The sequence below is a fragment of the Janthinobacterium sp. UMAB-56 genome, from assembly GCF_900095265.1.
Classification (GTDB): domain Bacteria; phylum Pseudomonadota; class Gammaproteobacteria; order Burkholderiales; family Burkholderiaceae_D; genus Janthinobacterium.
Map to the genome: position 1 here is coordinate 1 of NZ_LT607679.1, position 17374 is coordinate 17374.

23 protein-coding genes are annotated in these 17374 nt (G+C 59.9%); 17 read left to right on the forward strand and 6 right to left on the reverse strand.

Translation table 11 applies throughout. The features are described from left to right. Positions 1 to 316 precede the first annotated feature (316 nt). Positions 317 to 694: a response regulator gene (locus tag K0F85_RS27660; protein ID WP_219119018.1), complete on the reverse strand. Its 378-nt coding sequence runs from the start codon at positions 692 to 694 to the stop codon at positions 317 to 319. Positions 695 to 989: 295 nt separating this feature from the next. On the opposite strand from K0F85_RS27660, the gene K0F85_RS27665 reads away from it, so the two are divergent. Beyond that, positions 990 to 1280 (forward strand): hypothetical protein, encoded by a 291-nt coding sequence (locus tag K0F85_RS27665; RefSeq protein WP_219119019.1) that lies wholly within the window; start codon positions 990 to 992, stop codon positions 1278 to 1280. Between the two features lie 487 nt (positions 1281 to 1767). On the opposite strand, the gene K0F85_RS27670 is transcribed toward K0F85_RS27665, so the two are convergent. The 5 genes from K0F85_RS27670 to K0F85_RS27690 all read right to left on the reverse strand — a co-directional run bounded on the left by K0F85_RS27670 (position 1768) and on the right by K0F85_RS27690 (position 6329). Next, entirely contained in the window at positions 1768 to 2406 is a 639-nt protein-coding gene (locus K0F85_RS27670) for an SOS response-associated peptidase (protein WP_219119020.1), read from the reverse strand. A gap of 10 nt (positions 2407 to 2416) precedes the next feature. Further along, complete coding sequence (locus tag K0F85_RS27675) at positions 2417 to 2743, reverse strand: hypothetical protein (RefSeq protein WP_219119021.1); 327 nt, start codon at positions 2741 to 2743, stop codon at positions 2417 to 2419. Between the two features lie 516 nt (positions 2744 to 3259). Further along, positions 3260 to 3475 carry a hypothetical protein gene (locus K0F85_RS27680; protein ID WP_219119022.1) on the reverse strand — a complete coding sequence of 72 codons (216 nt, stop codon included), beginning with the start codon at positions 3473 to 3475 and terminating at the stop codon, positions 3260 to 3262. After that, positions 3472 to 4533 (reverse strand): phage portal protein, encoded by a 1062-nt coding sequence (locus K0F85_RS27685; RefSeq protein ID WP_374198842.1) that lies wholly within the window; start codon positions 4531 to 4533, stop codon positions 3472 to 3474. Before K0F85_RS27685 ends, K0F85_RS27680 begins: the two co-directional genes overlap by 4 nt. Continuing rightward, complete coding sequence (locus tag K0F85_RS27690) at positions 4530 to 6329, reverse strand: terminase ATPase subunit family protein (RefSeq protein ID WP_219119024.1); 1800 nt, start codon at positions 6327 to 6329, stop codon at positions 4530 to 4532. The genes K0F85_RS27685 and K0F85_RS27690 overlap by 4 nt, the downstream gene beginning before the upstream one ends. A 136-nt stretch (positions 6330 to 6465) precedes the next feature. Here K0F85_RS27690 and K0F85_RS27695 point away from each other — a divergent pair, with 136 nt between their 5' ends. The 16 genes from K0F85_RS27695 to K0F85_RS27770 form a co-directional block, all read left to right on the forward strand. Next, complete coding sequence (locus tag K0F85_RS27695; protein ID WP_219119025.1) at positions 6466 to 7254, forward strand: GPO family capsid scaffolding protein; 789 nt, start codon at positions 6466 to 6468, stop codon at positions 7252 to 7254. Positions 7255 to 7301: 47 nt separating this feature from the next. Next, a complete protein-coding gene (locus K0F85_RS27700) occupies positions 7302 to 8321 on the forward strand; it encodes a phage major capsid protein, P2 family (protein WP_046682371.1) in 1020 nt (339 codons plus the stop codon). After that, on the forward strand, positions 8321 to 9037 hold the full coding sequence (gpM, locus tag K0F85_RS27705) for a phage terminase small subunit (protein ID WP_219119026.1): 717 nt from the start codon (positions 8321 to 8323) through the stop codon (positions 9035 to 9037). The genes K0F85_RS27700 and gpM overlap by 1 nt, the downstream gene beginning before the upstream one ends. 107 nt (positions 9038 to 9144) lie before the next feature. Then, complete coding sequence (locus tag K0F85_RS27710; RefSeq protein ID WP_219119027.1) at positions 9145 to 9648, forward strand: head completion/stabilization protein; 504 nt, start codon at positions 9145 to 9147, stop codon at positions 9646 to 9648. Beyond that, a complete protein-coding gene (locus K0F85_RS27715; RefSeq protein ID WP_219119028.1) occupies positions 9648 to 9863 on the forward strand; it encodes a tail protein X in 216 nt (71 codons plus the stop codon). The genes K0F85_RS27710 and K0F85_RS27715 overlap by 1 nt, the downstream gene beginning before the upstream one ends. A 65-nt stretch (positions 9864 to 9928) precedes the next feature. After that, the gene (locus tag K0F85_RS27720) at positions 9929 to 10300 is read left to right on the forward strand and encodes a hypothetical protein (protein ID WP_070224671.1); all 372 of its coding nucleotides are present in this window, start codon (positions 9929 to 9931) and stop codon (positions 10298 to 10300) included. Continuing rightward, entirely contained in the window at positions 10300 to 10860 is a 561-nt protein-coding gene (locus tag K0F85_RS27725; protein ID WP_219119029.1) for a glycoside hydrolase family 108 protein, read from the forward strand. The genes K0F85_RS27720 and K0F85_RS27725 overlap by 1 nt, the downstream gene beginning before the upstream one ends. Next, positions 10857 to 11369, forward strand: a complete 513-nt coding sequence (locus tag K0F85_RS27730; RefSeq protein ID WP_257638203.1) for a lysis system i-spanin subunit Rz — start codon at positions 10857 to 10859, stop codon at positions 11367 to 11369. The genes K0F85_RS27725 and K0F85_RS27730 overlap by 4 nt, the downstream gene beginning before the upstream one ends. Beyond that, positions 11353 to 11841, forward strand: coding sequence for a phage tail protein (locus K0F85_RS27735; protein ID WP_219119030.1), 489 nt, complete (start codon positions 11353 to 11355; stop codon positions 11839 to 11841). Before K0F85_RS27730 ends, K0F85_RS27735 begins: the two co-directional genes overlap by 17 nt. Further along, the gene (locus K0F85_RS27740) at positions 11814 to 12305 is read left to right on the forward strand and encodes a phage virion morphogenesis protein (protein ID WP_219119031.1); all 492 of its coding nucleotides are present in this window, start codon (positions 11814 to 11816) and stop codon (positions 12303 to 12305) included. The genes K0F85_RS27735 and K0F85_RS27740 overlap by 28 nt, the downstream gene beginning before the upstream one ends. A gap of 155 nt (positions 12306 to 12460) precedes the next feature. Further along, complete coding sequence (locus K0F85_RS27745; RefSeq protein ID WP_374198843.1) at positions 12461 to 13996, forward strand: P-loop ATPase, Sll1717 family; 1536 nt, start codon at positions 12461 to 12463, stop codon at positions 13994 to 13996. A gap of 205 nt (positions 13997 to 14201) precedes the next feature. Further along, positions 14202 to 14873 carry a phage baseplate assembly protein V gene (locus K0F85_RS27750; RefSeq protein WP_257638204.1) on the forward strand — a complete coding sequence of 224 codons (672 nt, stop codon included), beginning with the start codon at positions 14202 to 14204 and terminating at the stop codon, positions 14871 to 14873. After that, the gene (locus tag K0F85_RS27755; protein WP_219119033.1) at positions 14870 to 15214 is read left to right on the forward strand and encodes a GPW/gp25 family protein; all 345 of its coding nucleotides are present in this window, start codon (positions 14870 to 14872) and stop codon (positions 15212 to 15214) included. The genes K0F85_RS27750 and K0F85_RS27755 overlap by 4 nt, the downstream gene beginning before the upstream one ends. Further along, the gene (locus tag K0F85_RS27760; protein WP_219119034.1) at positions 15211 to 16122 is read left to right on the forward strand and encodes a baseplate J/gp47 family protein; all 912 of its coding nucleotides are present in this window, start codon (positions 15211 to 15213) and stop codon (positions 16120 to 16122) included. The genes K0F85_RS27755 and K0F85_RS27760 overlap by 4 nt, the downstream gene beginning before the upstream one ends. Further along, on the forward strand, positions 16115 to 16735 hold the full coding sequence (locus tag K0F85_RS27765) for a phage tail protein I (RefSeq protein WP_219119035.1): 621 nt from the start codon (positions 16115 to 16117) through the stop codon (positions 16733 to 16735). The genes K0F85_RS27760 and K0F85_RS27765 overlap by 8 nt, the downstream gene beginning before the upstream one ends. Continuing rightward, on the forward strand, positions 16732 to 17374 hold a 643-nt coding region (locus K0F85_RS27770), incomplete at its 3' end, for a phage tail protein (RefSeq protein ID WP_219119036.1). The genes K0F85_RS27765 and K0F85_RS27770, both read left to right, overlap by 4 nt.

A 17374-nucleotide genomic window follows, 5' to 3' on the forward strand; every position in this document is an offset into this window, starting at 1 on the left:
ACGCGGGTTCGATTCCCGCCGTCTCCACCACCGAATTGTTTAGAATCAAGTAGTTAGCAAGAATAAGGCTGTCATTATTTGGGTTGTTTTTGGGCTGTTTTAGCCTAGGAATGACAACAAAATGACAGCTTTTTTTTCTGTGTACACGCCTCATACCCCGATCTGGCATCGGCACGTTAACAATGCCTCACAACGCACATAAGAAACAACGTTCGCCTTCGCTATACCATGTCAGCGGGACGGCGACGTAAGTTCATTCGCTGACTTAGTGAGCAAAGAGTCAATTCGATGTTACCAGGCCATACGATTCCGACGCTCAAGCGCCGACACTCAACAGTCCGAGTATGTCGTCCAAGTCTGCCGGCTTGACCAAATGATAATCGAAACCTACGGCCTTAGTCTGCATCCGAGTGACGTCATCACTCCACGCAGTAAGGGCAATCATTTTGATGTGCTGGAAGCGAGACGCCTGCCGGAGGGTGGAAGCGACCTCCAAGCCGTTCACACCAGGCATTCCCAAATCAAGGAAGATCACATCAGGGACGAAACTATCGGCCGTCTGCAGTGCCTCGGCGCCGCCATATACCGGGACAGCCTCATGGCCACACATCACAAAAAATTCCGCGACAAGATCGGCGGCATCACGATTGTCATCAACAATCATGATTCGCAAGGGGTAGAGTTGGTTTGCCATACAGCACCTGCCGTTCGTTCTGATGCATCCAAATGTAAGGACACATATTGAGCCGGCAAGTTTAAGGCGGCTGAAATTTTGAACAGTCAGGGGTGAGGACTGAGGATAAGATTGCTTGATTGGGATTATACATAACTTTCAGAAAAACATGCATAAAATGAAATAATGTCATTGGTTTCCACTGGACCAAAACGCATATTAGTTGCTGACTGTACTGTGCTTTTCAATTTCAAAAAATGCTCTAAAATAAAAATTCGAAATTTACTACCTAACATCTTTCCTCGCGGAGGCGTCAATGGGAAATGACCAAAAATTGCAACATGGTGACTATGAGTACCAGATAGTCGCCTACAGGAAAGTGAACGGCATGTATCAGGGCATGGTTCTCTTAACCGCTCATGCAGGGATTCAGTATTCCCCTATTGTTGAAATCCCAACGCCAAGTGTATTTAAATCGGAGCATGCGGCACGGATCGAAGCTTCTGCGTTAGCATGTCAGCTCATAGAAACAGGCGGAGTGGTTGCACTTGTGCCACAAGATGGCAAATCCACTTCCTGGCCGAAGGAGTCACCACCGACTCTCTAACGTCAGTTTCTCGTGATGTTAGTACTTCCAGAAATAAAGCGAGAGATGAAAAAATGAATATTGTTTTTTTATCCCCAGACCCCGCGAACGAACGCAGAATTGACGCTCTTTCCGAGTCGATCGTCAATTCAGCCATCGATATGGAAGAACGATTAGGATCTCTACATGCCGTCCTCTACATGCGTCGCCATAACATTGACATGTCCGTGGCGGTAAGGGTGGTTCTAAGGCGCGCCGAAAGGAGAAACAACATAGCCTGGTCAACCTGTGAACCTGGCGGCTTCGCTGATTTTGAGGCCAGATCGAATGTTGCACACTGCACAGCCAGAGCCGTAGTCCAGAGCGGTAATCAAGACTGACATTTGGACAAGGCCTCTGCTTTTATAGAACTGGTGTCGTGAAATTTGCACTGCGTTGAAGCACAAAGCTGTTAAGCTTTTGTCCGATTGTCTGACCGGCCCCTAGCTCGCAAGCGCCCAGCGCGTGTTCATTTTTTCACACGTGGCGGGAGCGGATCAGCTACAGCCACAAGGTGTTCTGCTGGATATTGCTGGAACAAATCCTCTTCGGTCACAAGGGAGCCATTGAGCCAGCCGTGATACTGGTCCGGGTCGAGGATCATCACCATCCGTTTTTCATCATCCGGCTTGTGGAAACGCTGCATGAGCGGGTGGCCATCGGCGTTTATCGTCAGCATCGAGAACGACAACAGCAAATCTTGCGGCCGGAACTCCCATATCCCGGCGATGGCGGCCGGCATTCCATTGGCGCGCTCGATGCGCCAACGGATCGGTTTTCCAGTCTCATAGCAAGGTTCGAAGAAATTATCCGCAGGAATAATGCAGAATTGTTTGCGCTTCCAGGCATTGCGGAAGGACCGCTTCAGCGCCACGGTTTCGGTGCGGGCGTTGTAGGTCTGGCGCGCCAGCTTCATATCGGCCCAATGCGGAACCATCCCGAAACATGCCGGCGCGACTTCCAGTTCACCGGGCACCTCGCGCGAAGCGCGAATGATCGGCGCCATGTAGCCCGGCCAGGCTTCCGGCGGCAGGTCAAATTGAGGGGAACGGACAGCAAAATGCTGTTCGATTTGATCGCTACGGCTGGGGGTATAGTCGGCGCACATGCAATTTATTCTACCTGCCTTCCGGCATTGGCGGCGGTTCCGTCCCGACAAAACACAGCCAGGACTGCGCATAGTCGCAAAATTGCATATCCACTTTGCTACGCTCAAACCCTGACAACACCATGCGCCCATCCCGATACCAGAGCAAATTCACGTCAAACAGTGTGTCAACGTATTTCCCGCTATCTCCGTACGTGAAGCGGGCCAGCTTCACCAAACGGTGCAAGCCCTGGTCTGTCGTTTCAACGACCTCCAACGTGCCGGGCCGCGCCGAGTTGTAGCGATCATGCAGGCGTCGCTTGGGCACCTCCACCCCGGCAAGGCGCATCTTTAACATTTTAACAATCATTGTGACACCCAAGTAAGATACTGTACATACATACAGTATATCAAGAGTTCTTGAGGTCGCAATATCCGGCAATGACGCGAGGGCGTGAAGATGAATGATGCGCAGAATGCAGACACCAATGCATGGTCCAGAACCGCGCCAGGGCGCGGCGCAGCGAGAAAACAACACCGCTCCCATGTCGCCACACCACCCACACGAAAATCCGCTCAAAGTGCGTCAAAATGCGTCAAATCGCATGCCCCCTCTTTGCCCCGCCGCACCAGTCTTCATGCGCCTTCGGCCATGGCGCAAATTTGAGTCAAAAGAGCCCTATATAGCGGGCAGGTGTGGAGGGGGGACAACTGCGCGCGCCGGGCCAAAACGGGCCTTTTTCTTGCATCTACAGCAACACCAATCGTCGGGACGTGAAAAAGGCGCCTCGTGGGCGGCTTGTGCGGTGGCTGGGGCGCTCCGGCGCGGCTGGACTGTCGCGGCCCTGCCCTGCCGGCTAACGCGGCGTGGCGATCATCCTGCGCGGCCGGCGCGCGCCTTCGCCGCCTGCTCCTTCTCATAGTCGTCGCGGCAGTCCACATTGCAGAACAGCAGCGCGGGCGCCAGCGCCTCGTCGCAGTAATGGCAGCAGCCATGCGCCATCAGGCCCGGCCGGCGCCGCACGGCGGCCAGGCCGCGCGCCACTTCGGCAAAGATAATCTTGTCGGCGTTGTCTACGTGATCGCTCATTGCGCACCCTCCCCGCCCGTGGCCAGGTCATACGGTGCAAAGCGCACCACTTCCACGCCGGCCCACTCGTTGATCGCCATGAACTGCGCCTGCAGCGGCACCAGCTCGTTACGCGCGAAGACGCGCGCGGCCGGCTCGACGGCGCCGAAGCCGCCGGCATTGTTCGGCAGGATGCCCATGAGCTGGGGCGGCACGCGGTGCGCGGCCAGCTGGTCGTCGCGCGTGACGCTCTTGATGTTGAAAAACTCGTCCTTGGCGGCCACGTCCGACACGGGCAAAATCTGGATGCCGTCCTTCTTGCCGTTCGGCGCGTACATGAACAGGTTGCGGAAGTTGCCCGGCCCCTTGCTGTCGCGCATGGCCTGGCGCAGGTTGTCCACGTCCTGCGTGTTGGCGGCGGCGTCCGTCATGTAGAAGACGAAGCCCGCATGCGAGCCGTTCTTGTAGTACTTGCGGCGAAACAGGGTGGCCGCCTCGTTGAGCCAGGCCGATTGCAAGGCGCTCAGGTACTGCGGCACGCCGTACAGCTCCTGATTCACGTCCGGTTCCATCAGGTGAAACACGCTGCCCTTGTCGAACTGGTGCACGGCCTGGTAGCCGTTCACGAAAAAGTAGGTATCCAGATCGACGCCACGCCGCATGTACTTGGCCAGAGCGTGCTCAAACTTCAACGCTTTGCCGCTGCGGCTGGGCCGGTCTTCCAGGTAGGCATTGCCAAAGGTCAGGAAGTCCAGCGCCGTGCGCTTGAAGGCGTCGCGCGACAAATACTTGCTGGGAATCAGGGTAGACGCCAGCACGTTGGCCTTGAAGTGGATGGCGCTGCTGTGGTGCACGCCGGCATTGAAGGACTTGGCCAGGCCGGCCAGGTTGACGGGCGGCTCATACCAATGGCCATTCTTCCAGCATTCGAAGCAATCAAGAATGTCGGCGTGCTCGAGCACGGGCGTCGGATCGCCGAAGGAAAACGCCTCGATGCCGGCGGCGGCTGGCGCAGTTGCCGCTGGTGGTGCGCTCTGGGCCTGGTGGCCGCGCGTGCGCAAGTGTCGTGCATTGCTCAAGAATAAATCTCCATGAAAGATTGGTGGTTGTCGGTGGTGCCTTCGAAGGGCTCGTGATCGAGGGCATGCATGCAGGCCCACGCCAGATCGGCGTGGCCGGTTTCATCGCTGCGGCCGGCGACATAGGTCACATGCCGTCCGCTGGGGGTGAGGGTCTTGTGGATGGCCATGAAGGACTGCGCGATGTCGGTCCAGCCGGCGTCGAATTCCAGACGCCCCTTGCTGATGATGTTTTTGGCTTTTAGCACCATGCGGGTTTTGACTTCGGGCGAGTAGTTCAGGGCCGTGACGGCCGGGAAGAAGCCGCGCACAATCGGCAGCACGCCGATGCCCATGCCGGTCGTGTCGATGCCGATGTATTCGACGTTGTAGCGGCCGGTCATCTGGCGGATGGCGTCGGCGTGATCCTCGAAACTCTGCCCGCGCCATTGGTGGCGCTCCAGGATGCGGAACTTGCCGCCGGCCGTCATGGGCGGTGCCAGCACCACGCAGCCGGCGCTGTCGCCGTTCAAGGCCGGGTCGTAGCCGATCCACACGGGCCGGTTGCCGAACGGGCGTAGGCCCAGCAATGGCTTGTAGTCGTCCCACTCCACCCAAGAATCGACCATGCAGCGCTGCAACTCGGCCAGCGGGAACACCGAGGCCGAGTCGTCGATAAAGTTGCACATCAGCAGGTTGTCGAACTGGTCCGGGCTGTATTCGAAGTTGCGCAGCTCGTCGATGTCGAACAGTTTGCAGCCGCCGCGCTCGGCGTCCAGGATGGTGACGATCTGGCGCCAGATCTTGTCCTCGCCCGTGAAGCCCGACGACAGGCGGCCATGGCTCACGTCGATGTTCACCTGGTCGGCCTTGGCGCGGCGCTTGTTGAACAGCTCACCTGTCCAGAATGGAAAGGCCTGGTGCGTGGTCGAGGATGGCGTGGAAAAGTAGGTCTTGCGCCATTTCTTGTGAATGGCCATGCCCGAGGCCACCTTGTTGAGTTCCTGGAAATTCTGTGTCCAGAAGAATTCATCGAAGTAGAAATTGCCGTGGTAGCCCTGCGCCGTGCGCGCATTCGTGCCCAGGAAGTACAGGTGCGCGCCGTTCGGCAGCACGATGGGGTCGCCCGTCAGCTCGATGCCGGCCGCCTCGCGCGCGAATTGCACGATGTATTGCTTGAAGACGTGCGCCTGGCTCTTGGAAGCGGACAGGAAGATTTGATTGCGGCCTGTTTCCATGGCGTCGGCCAGCGCCTCGCGCGCGAAGTACCAAGTGGCGCCGATCTGGCGCGACTTGAGGATGGCGCGCGTGCGCTGGTCACCATTGCGATACCAGACCTTTTGGTAATCGAAGAGCGAATCCTGGAAGGCGTCGAGCAGCTGGATTTTTTGTTCTTCGCTGAAATCGTTGCGCGTCGGCTTCTTCTTCGGGCCGGCATTGCGGTTCGCCAGCTTGGGGTTGAGATCGACCTCGTTGCCGCCCGGTTGCTCATAGCGGCGCACGCGCGCCATCTGCACGATGGTGCGCGCCAGCAGGTCGATTTCCTTGTAGTCGCTGCCGCTCTTGACCTCTTTTTCGATCAGTTTCACCAGGCGCAACTCGGCCGACGCTTCAACGTGCTCGATGGCCTGCGCCTTGTCCCATTCGTCGCGCTCTTTCCAGCTATTGATGGTGCTGCGCTTTACACCTAAGTGTCGGGCGATGGACGAAATGCGCCAGCCCTTCCAGTACAGGGCGCGCGCGGCACGGCGCGGCTCGGATTCGGGCACGGCCAGTTCGGCGATTATTTCTTCGGGTTTTTGTTCAATTGCTAGCATGCCGCCAGCGTAGGCCGCGCGCGCGCGGAGCGGGGAAAGGCAAAAGTCGCTATGGCCCATAGCAACCCGCACCGCATTGAATCGCAGCGCCAAGACGTTGACCATGGCGTTATCCGATCAACCGAGACACGCCACCATGCCTAAATCCCAATTCTTTCGCGTCGCCACCGAAGGCGCCACTACCGATGGCCGCAACATCGACCGCGCCACCATCGAGCAAATCGCCGCCAGCTACAACCCGAAAACCTACGGCGCGCGCATCTGGCTGGAACACATTCGCGGCATCCTGCCCGACAGCCAGTTCAAAGCCTACGGCGACGTGATCGCCGTGAAAGCCGAGGAAGTGGACACCGACAACGGCAAGAAACTGGCCCTGTTCGCGCAGATCGAACCCACGCCGGAGCTGATCGCCATCAACAAGGCGAAACAGAAGCTGTACACCAGCCTGGAAATTCAGCCCGACTTTGCCGACTCGGCGCAGCCCTACCTGGTCGGCCTGGGCGTCACCGACAGCCCGGCCAGCCTGGGCACCGATGCGCTGAAATTTTCCGCCAGCCGCAAGCAGCAAAGCGCCAACCTGTTCACGTCCGCGGTCGAGGTGACGCTGGAATTTGACGAGCCGCATGGCACCAAGCTGGCCGACGCCGTGAAAAACCTGCTGTCTCGCTTTTCGAACAAATCCGGCGCCGACGCCGCGCAGTTCGCCGACATCAGCGAAGCCGTGGAAGCGCTGGCCGGCCACGTCGTCACCGTCAACGACAACTATGCCGATGCCATCAAGCGGCTCGATGCCGCGGAAAAGGCACAGAAGGCGACGCAGGACGAACTGGCCACCTTCAAGGCGCAGATGGACGAGGCGCCCGGCAACGGCCCGCGCCGCCCGGCCGCCACCGGCAACGACGGCGCCGTGCAGACCGAGTTTTAAGCGCGCGCCATCCACCAACACCCCATTCAACAACGGAGCAATGATTCATGAAAAAGCAAACGCGCCAGGTATTTGGCCAGTATGAAACCCGTCTGGGCCAACTGAACGACACGGACAACGTCGCCAAGACGTTCAGCGTCACGCCCAGCGTGCAGCAAAAGCTGGAAACGAAGATGCAGGAATCGAGCGAGTTCCTGTCGAAGGTCAACATCATCGGCGTGACCGAGCAGGAAGGCGAAAAGCTGGGCCTGGGCGTATCCGGCCCGATTGCTGGCCGCACCAACACCAAGGACAAGGAACGCAAGACGCGCGACCTGTCCACCCTGGACGGCACCAAATACCGCTGCGAGCAAACCAACTTCGACACACATTTGAACTATGCCAAGCTGGACGCCTGGGCCAAGTTCCCCGACTTCCAGTCGCGCGTGGCCAATGCCATCCTCACGCGCCAGGCGCTGGACCGCATCGTCATCGGTTTCAATGGCGTCAAGGCCATGGCCGACACCGATCTGGATGCCAACCCGCTGTTGCAGGACGTCAACAAGGGCTGGTTGCAGCACCTGCGCGAGCTGGCGCCCGAGCGCGTGCTGGGCCTGGTAGCCGCCGGCATGCCGGGCAAGGTCATCATCGGCGACGTGGACGGCGCCGACTATGCCAACCTGGACGCTGCCGTCACCGATGCCGTCAACCTGCTGGACCCGTGGTATCAGGAAGATACCAATCTGGTGGCCATCGTCGGGCGCAAGCTGCTGAACGACAAGTATTTCCCATTGGTCAACACCAAGCAGGCGCCCACGGAAACCCTGGCGGCCGACATCATCATCAGCCAGAAACGCATTGGCGGCTTGCCAGCCGCGCGCGTGCCCTTCTTCCCCGACAACGCCATCCTCATCACGCGCTTCGACAATCTGTCGATCTACTTCCAGGAAGGCGCGCGCCGCCGCCGCGTCGAGGATGTGCCCAAGCGCGACCGCATCGAGAATTACGAGTCGTCCAACGACGCCTACGTGATCGAAGACCTGGGCCTGGCCGCGCTGGTGGAAAACATCGAGCTGAAAGACAAGTGATGGCCAACCAATCCCCCGCCCTGCGCCACCGCGCGCGCATGCTGGCCGAGCGCACGGCCGGCGCCGCCGCGCCGCTGGGCGTGACCACCGGCAGTGCTTATGAGCTGATGCTCTATAAGCTGTCCGATGATCGACGCCAGCTGAAATCCATTCAGTCGGTCGAGCGCAAGATCGAGGTCAAGGCCACCATGCTGGCGACCTATGCGCAGTGGATCGACGGCGTGCTGGCCGGCGGCAAGGGCGCGCAAGACGATGTCGTGGCCACCTTGCTGGTATGGCACATCGACACGGGCGAATATGACCGCGCCCTAGTCATTGCCGCCTACTGCATGGAACACAAGTTCACCTTACCCGATGGCTACAGCCGCGACATTCCGACCATGATGCTGGACGAATTTTCCGCCGCCTACCTGCAAGGCAAGCTGGGCGACGATTCGCAGCATGCCGTGGCCGTGTTGGGCACCGTCGAGGCGATGACGGCCTCCAGCGATGCACCCGACCAGGCACGCGCCAAGCTGCACAAGGCCATCGGCCTGGCCATGATCGCCGTGCTGGACCTGGCCGACGACGCGGACATCGCCCCGGCGCTGGTGGCGCAGGCGGAAACGGCCATGGGCCAGTTGAAGCGCGCGCGCTCCCTGTCGGAGTCGTGCGGCGTCAAGAAAGATATGGAACGGCTGGAACGGCGCCTCAAGCGCGCGGCCGGTTCCGCGTAAGAGCATCCCCCGCAGCACGGCGACACGGGGGGATTCTGGCCAACGCATTGGCAACAATCTCGGCCTGATGAACCCCGTCCACCGCCCCCTTTTTGAAAGCGTCCCGTATGTCCTTCATGGCCCTGCCGCCGTCAATCCCGCCCGGCACCGCCCCGGTGCCGCCGACGCCTGCCGCCGGCATCATCGAGAACGACGGCTGGTTTCCCGATATTGCGCTGGCCGATATGCGCGACGCCATGCGCCTGGACGGCACCGTCACCGACGCGCGCCTGGTGCAAGCCGTGGTCGATGCCATCCTGCATGTCAACCGCGAGCTGGCCGACTGGCAAGGCAAGCAGGCCGCTGCCGGTATCAGCGCCCTGGTGGACGTGCCGGCCACGCGCATCAACCGCGAGTCCCGCTTGCTAGCGCAGTACCGGCGCGCCGTCTACAGCACGGCGAAAGCCGACCTGATCGAGCGTTACCGCGACTACGACACCACGGCCACGTCCGTCAGCGACAAGAAAAGCATGGAGTGGCTGGACGAGGCGCCCGGCGCGCAGCGGCGCAATGCCCAATGGGCCATCGCCGATATCGTCGGCCGCACGCACCTAACCGTGGAATTGATCTGATGCAGGTGCGCACGCGGCAGCACGACACGGTAGACGCCCTGGTGTGGCGCTACCTGGGCGACGGCGCGGGATACGTCGAGCAAACCCTGGAAATGAATCCCGCGCTGGCGCGCCACGGCGCCGTGCTGCCTGCCGGCCTGGTCGTCACCCTGCCCGAACCGGCGCCCAGCACGGGCCAGGTGGCCGCAGCCGATCTTGTGCAGCTATGGGACTGATCCTGGCATTCACCCTTTTATCCATCATGAAAAATCTATCTATCCTCTCACCGGAGAATCAAGCAATGTCCGCAGAATCGTTTGGTGGTTTCGCCACCCTGGTCAAACTGTACGGCTTCAAGGCGGCGCTGGGCATGGTCGGCGCGGCCATGCTGTACATCGTGCTGCCGCCGCTGAATGCCGACGGCACCTTCAACAAGGGGGAATTCGTCGCCCGCCTTGCCTGCGCGGGCGTGTTCTCGTGCCTGTTGGGCGGCACCGTGTACCAGCTGCTGTGCGCCCAGCTCCCTGCCATCGGCGCCATGGTCAACGCTTCCGCCATCGACTTGATCGTCGGCGCCCCCGGCTGGTGGGTATCGCGCGCCGTGGCCCTATGGTTCCAGCGCCGCAGCGACAAGGACATCGCCGAGCTGGTCAAAGACGCGAAGGAACACTGATGGCCACCACAGAAAATCCACTCATCGCGCGCACCATCGACGCCATCTTGCGCGCCGAAGGCGGCTATGTGAACGACCCTCTTGATGCGGGCGGCGAAACCAACTTCGGCATCACCGTGGCCGTGGCGCGCGCCAACGGCTATGCGGGGCCGATGCGCGAGCTGCCCGTGGCGGTGGCGCGCGCCATCTACACGGCGCGCTACATCACAGAACCGAAGTTCGACCAGGTGCTGGCCCTGCATGCCGGCATCGGCGCCGAAGTGATCGACACGGGCGTGAACATGGGGCCGCACCGCGCGGCCGAGTTCCTGCAGCGCTGGCTGAACGGTTTCAACGACACGGGCACGCGCTACCCCGCCCTGTTCGTCGATGGCCGCCTGGGCGAGCAGTCGCTGGGTGCGCTGGCCGCTTTCCTCAAATGGCGCGGCCAGGACGGCGCCGCCGTGCTGCTGCGCGCCCTGAACGGTCTGCAGGCGGCGCGTTACCTGGAAATCACCGAGGCCAACAAGACCCAGCGCCGTTTTCTGTTCGGCTGGATCAAGGAACGGGTGGCCATGTGACCGCAACCACCTGGCGCCCGCTGGCCACCTGCCTGCTGTGCGCCGCCCTGGCGGGCTGGACGGTGCAGGGCTGGCGCAAGGACGCCAGCATCGCCGAACTGCAGCGGGCGGCCGCCACTAGCAAAACCAATGCCGCCACCGAACTGGCCCAGGCCACGGCCCGCGTGCTCACGCTGGAGCGCGCCGCCGGCGCCGCCCTGGCGCAGCGCGCCGACCACCTCACCCAGGATCAAACCCATGCAAAAACTGAGCGTGACCGTTTCAATGCTGACGTGCGCAGCGGCGCTGTGCGCCTGTCAATCCCCGTCGCCAGCGGCCAGTGCGCCGCAATTACAGATACCGCCACTGCCGCAGGCGATCGGTACCAAGCGCGCGCCGAACTTGACCCAGCGACTGCGGCAGCTCTTGACGCCATTGCCGGCGACGGCGACGACGCCACCCGCCAGCTAAACGCCTGCATCGACGCCTACAACCTAGTCCGAGACACCTACCATGTACAAACCGAATAGTCTGCGCCAGCACTTGGCCGCCGCCATCCCCGACCTGCAGCGCGACCCCGACCGCTTGCTGGTCTTTGCCGACGAGGGCAACGTGGTGGCCAACGCTACCGCCTCGCTCTCCTTCGAATACCGCTTCAAGCTCAACCTGATCGTCACCGACTACGCGGGCGACGCCGACGCCATCATGGTGGCCCTGATCGCCTGGCTCAAAGTCCACCAGCTCGACCTGATGGCCAACGAAGAAACGCGCAAGCACGGCATCGCCTTCGAGGTGGATTTTAATAACCATGAAACGGTCGACATTTCCATCAAGCTGGACCTGACCGAGCGAGTGGCCGTCAAGGCCAGCGAGGCGGGCCGCCTGGACATCAAGCACCTGGCCGAGATACAGCACATGCCGGCCTATGCGGACGAGTTCTGGAAGCTGTACGACGGCGAGACGCTGCTGGCCGAATGGCGCACGCCCGAGGCCACGCCGTGAGCGATGACCTGCACGCTTTGGCAACCTGGGCCGGCGCATTGCTGGCCAAGCTGCAGCCGGCCCAGCGCCGCGCCATCAATCACAAGGTGGCCATCGACCTGCGCCGCAGCCAGGCGCAGCGCATCAAGGCGCAGCAGGGACCGGATGGCGCAGCCTATCCGGCGCGCAAGCGGCGCAAGGAATTCAAGGGGAAGAATGGACGCATCAAGCGGCAGAAGGCGGCGATGTTCGCCAAAATTCGCACCGCCAAACATTTGAAAGTAAAGGCGACCGGCGACCAGATCGAGGTCGGGTTCTTTGGCTGGGTGGCGCGCGTGGCGCATGTGCATCAGTTTGGGCGGCAAGACCGCATTACTAAAAAGGGCGCCGTCTACAAGTACCCGGAGAGGCCGCTGCTGGGCTTGAGTGAACCGGATCGGACGTTGATACGAGAATCACTATTACGGTACATGCAAAAAAACTAAGTTTCATCTGTGTAAATTTCAACTGACTTTCGTTATCAAATGGGTTAGCATCACACGATACTGGGCCCTTTATCCCAAAGTAGACGTTGAATTTTCAATGTCTCACGCCAATAATTTTCTTAAATATACTTTTTTAAAAGGATCCGACCGTGTCGATGCTTTCATGGATTGATTTTGGCAAAGTTTCAGCAGAAAGAGATGATCTGCTTTCCAGCTACTTTTTTGACAACGGCGTATTACAGTCTGTAGTGAGCAGCCCATCATCGTTCCTCGTTCTCGGCAGAAAAGGGGCCGGGAAGACAGCAGTTTTTCGATATCTTACAGAAAACACAAAACAATTTATTGGCGTTGACGATATCCTCGTCCCGTTGTCGTTTGAGGACTACAACTGGAATATTCATTCACTTCTAACGAATGAAAACAAAGCTGAGTCCATGCTATACAAGCAATCGTGGCGCTTCATGATATTAGTTGAAGCCTTAAAAGCTTACAAAACCTGGTTTGAAAAAGAGCGCAAAACCGTTCCAAAGAGAATCGCATTAGCGACAAAACTTCTAGAAAAACTATTTGATAGCCCCGTTCCTTCCATATACCAAATTGTAGGAAGAAAACTATTAAGCCTATCAGCACTAAAGCTTCCCAGCGGTGGCCTTGATCTCGAAGATGGAGGAATTGACTCCATTAGCGTAGGTGCGGGGGAGATTTCCTTCGATGCGGTACGAGCAGATAAAGACTTACGACAACATCTTTCGGAAAATATAGAAAACCTAATTAACCATTTAGATCGCGCATTGTCCGAGGCCGACGCCACGTGGCCGAGGGTATTTGTCTGTTTTGATCGAGTAGACGAGGCTTGGGATGAAGTCTCATACGAGGCATCTAGAAAAGTAATCGCTGGCCTCGTCTCTGCATCGGATGCCATCAATTCACAGTTCAAGGGAAAGCTGCGGCCTATAGTATTCTTACGCGAGGATATTTTCGATGTACTGAGTATTAATGATGCAAATAAACTACGCGAAGACTGCGGAGCACTTCTTAACTGGAATAAGAAATCATTAACAAGTCTTATTCTACGTAGAGTAAATTACTTTGGAAAATTACATCAGCAAGCACAAATCGTTGATTTAGATTCAATGTTCGACAAACAAGCGATGCGCCAGGGAGCAAAGCCATCAAGTTACCTCTTGCGCCGCACGATGATGCGGCCTCGCGACCTCATTTCTTTGTTTAGCCGAACGGTGGAAACAATGCGAGAAAAGGCAAATGATCCGTTTGCGGAAGACAATATTGAATTTGACAAATTGGAATGCGAAGCAATCTACAGTGCGGAGCCTGGATATTCCGAATGGTTGAAACAAGAGCTGCTAGATGAATGGAAAGTCCAGCGCCCTGTTATTATTAATTTGTTCCATGCGATCCAAAACAACGGCTCCACTAATTTCACACAGGAAAAACTATCCGATGGACTCCAAAAGTTAATTGGAGAAATCTCACTTGCGGATATGCTTACCCACCTTAGATTTCTTTTCGATAACTCCGTTATTGGTTTTAAGCTCGGCGCATCTACGGAGTGGCGTTTTAAATGCTTTTATCCATCACAGGGATTTCTTGAGTCGGATGAATATAGAGTTCACGAGGGACTGGTTCGAGCACTCAATCTCAAAGAAGCTAGGGAGCGGAACGAAGCATAAAATATCCAGACATCTCGCGATTTCTGCCATATCGACCATGGCAATAATACGTGTAAAAAGGCCGATAGCGGTTTGCTTGGGCGACGGGATCAGTCGCTCGCCGCACCCGCTCTTAAAAGGTAAGTCTCTTCGCCACAGACTTTTATAGTCGCTAAGCCACTTATCAACCCGCCCCCGCGTGCATCCGCACGCGGACTTCGGCAACATGCACTGCATGAACGCCGACCTGTCCGACCTCCTCCGCTTGCTGCAAAACCTGATCCGCCTGGGCACCATTGCCGAGGTCAAAGGGGCCAAGGCGCGCGTGCGGCTGGGGCCGACACTCACCACCGAATGGCTGAAATGGGCCACCCGACGCGCCGGCAGCACGCGCACCTGGTCGGCGCCGACTGTCGGCGAACAAGTGATTGTCTTTTCCCCTGGAGGCGACCTGACGCGCGGCGTCATCCTGCCTGCGCTGTACTCCCAGGAATTTGACGCGCCCGAAACCAGCCCCACCATCCATACCACGCACTACCCCGATGGCGCCGTGCTGCAGTACGACCACGCGACCCACGCCCTGACGGCCACCCTACCAGGCGGCACCGCCACCATCACCGCCGACAAGGTGACGTCGAACGCGCCCAGCACCATTTGCACGGGCGACCTGACCGTCATGAAAAACCTGATCGTCAAACAGTCCACCACCGTGGAAGGCACCACCGCCCTGAATGGCGGCGTGAACGCCAAGGCCGGCGCCGCTGGCGGCGTGGCCATGGCCGTGCAAGGCACGATCAAAGCCAGCGAGGACGTGCTGGCCGGCGCCATCAGCCTGGCCACGCATCCGCACGGCGGCGTCAAAGCCGGCGGCGACAAGTCGGGCGGGCCGCAATCATGATGGGCATGCACGCCGCCACCGGGCGCAGCCTGACGGGCCTGGGCCACCTGCGCCAGTCGGTTGCCGACATTCTCACCACGCCAATGGGGTCGCGCATCAGGCGCCGCCGCTATGGTTCCGAAGTGCCCGAGCTGATCGACCAACCCCTGAACAGCGCCACACAGTTGCGCATCTACGCGGCCACCGCCTTTGCCCTGCGCCGCTGGGAGCCGCGTTTGCAACTGTCCAGCGTGCAGCTCACGCGCGACACGGACGGCGCCATCACATTGCTGCTCGATGGCACGGCGAATGGCCAGGGCATCACCCTGTCCGTGCCCGTCAAGCAAGGGGGCGCCGTATGAGCACGCCTATCGACCTGACCCAATTGCCGGCGCCCAGCGTCGTCGAGGTACTGGACTTCGAAACCATCCTGGCCACGCGCAAGGCGCACCTCGTCAGCCTGCTGCCGGAAGCCGAGCGCGCGGCCGTCACGGCCCTGCTTGAGCTGGAATCGGAGCCGGCCACCAAGCTGCTGGAAGAAAACAGCTACCAGGAAACCATCCTGCGCAACCGCGTCAACGAGGCCGGCAAGGCCGTCATGCTGGCGTTTGCCCTCGATGGCGACTTGGACCAGCTGGGCGCCAACGTCAACGTGGCGCGCCTGGTCATCACGCCAGCAAATCCCGACGCCCTGCCGCCCGTGCTTGCTGTCATGGAAGACAATGACGCCTACCGCCTGCGCATCCAAGAAGCGCCGGATGGCCTGTCCGTGGCCGGCCCGAAGGCGTCCTATGAATTTCACGCCCGCAGCAGCGACGGCCGCGTCAAGGATGTGAGCGCCACCAGCCCCGCACCGGCCAGCGTCACCGTCACGGTGCTGGCCAACAACGACACAGGCATCGCCGACGCCGCGCTGCTGGCCACCGTGGCGCGCGCGCTCAACGCCGAGGACGTGCGCCCGCTGGGCGACCGCTTGAGCGTGCAGGCCGCCCAGGTGATCGATTACCAGATCGAGGCCACCTTGTTTATCGGCGTCGGCCCGGAAGTGCCGATTCTGCTAGACGCGGCACGCGCCAACGCCGTGCGCGTGTCGCAGCCGCGCCGGCCGCTGGGGCACAGCATCTACCGTTCCGCCTGCAGCGCCGCCGTCCACGTCGAGGGCGTGCGCAAGGTCGTGCTCACCAGACCGGCGGCGGACATCGAACTGAACGCCACCCAGGCCGCGCGCTGCACGGCTATTAAGTTGAATGTGGTGGTGCTCTATGAATAAGCTCGTGCCCACCCTGCCGCCCAACACCACGGCGCTGGAGCGCGCCATTGCCGTGGCCTGCGCCGAGCTGGTCAACGTGCCCGTGCCGCTACGCGACCTGTGGAACGCCGACCGCTGCCCGGTCGCCCTGCTGCCATTCCTGGCCTGGGCATGTTCTGTCGACCGCTGGGACGACGCCTGGCCCGAGTCGATCAAGCGCGGCACGATCAAGGCGTCCTATTTCATCCACAAACACAAGGGCACGATTGCCGCCGTGCGCCGCGTGGTGGAGTCCCTGGGCTATTTGATCCGCATCACCGAATGGTGGCAAACCACGCCGACGGGCGTACCGGGCACCTTCCGCCTCGACGTGGGCGTGCTGGACTCGGGCATCACGGACGCCATGTTTCAGGAAATGGAACGCCTGATTGCCGACGCCAAGCCCGTCAGCCGCCACATGACGGGCCTGGCCATCTATCTGGAAAGTCGCGGCAGCATCTACGCGGGCGCTTGTGCGTACCACGGCGACGCCATGACCGTGTATCCCTGGATCGCGGAAACCATCGAAGTGCGCGGCACGCTGTTGCAGGTCGGCGCATCCCATACCATCGACACCCTGACCATCTATCCATGAGCACATACTTTGCCATCCTGACCGAAGTGGGCGAGGCCAAGCTGGCCAACGCCATCGCCCTGGGTCAAACCCTGAAACTGAAAAGCCTGGCCGTGGGCGACGGCAACGGCAATTTACCCATGCCGGTGCGCACGCAAAAGGCGCTGATCCACGAGGTGCGCCGCGCGGGCCTGAACCAGCTGACCATCGACCCGGCCAACACCAGCCAGATCATCGTCGAGCAAGTCTTGCCCGAGGACGTGGGCGGCTGGTGGATACGTGAAATCGGTATCTTTGACGAGGCCGGCGACCTGTGCGCGGTGGCCAACTGCCCGCCCAGCTACAAGCCCCTGATGACGGAAGGCAGCGGCCGCACGCAAGTGGTACGCATCGTGCTGATCGTCGCCAGCACGGCCGCCATCGAGCTGAAAATCGACCCGTCCATCATTCTGTCCACGCGCAAGTATGTCGATGACCAGGACATTACCGTGCGCGCCTACAGCGATGCGCAATTGGCCAAACATCTGGCGGCTACCGATCCGCATCCGCTGCTGGCCAAGGTCACCTACGTCGATCAGCAGGACACCAGCGCGCGCACCTATGGCGATCAGCAACTGGCCAAGCATCAGGCGGCTCTTGATCCGCACCCGCTGCTGGCCA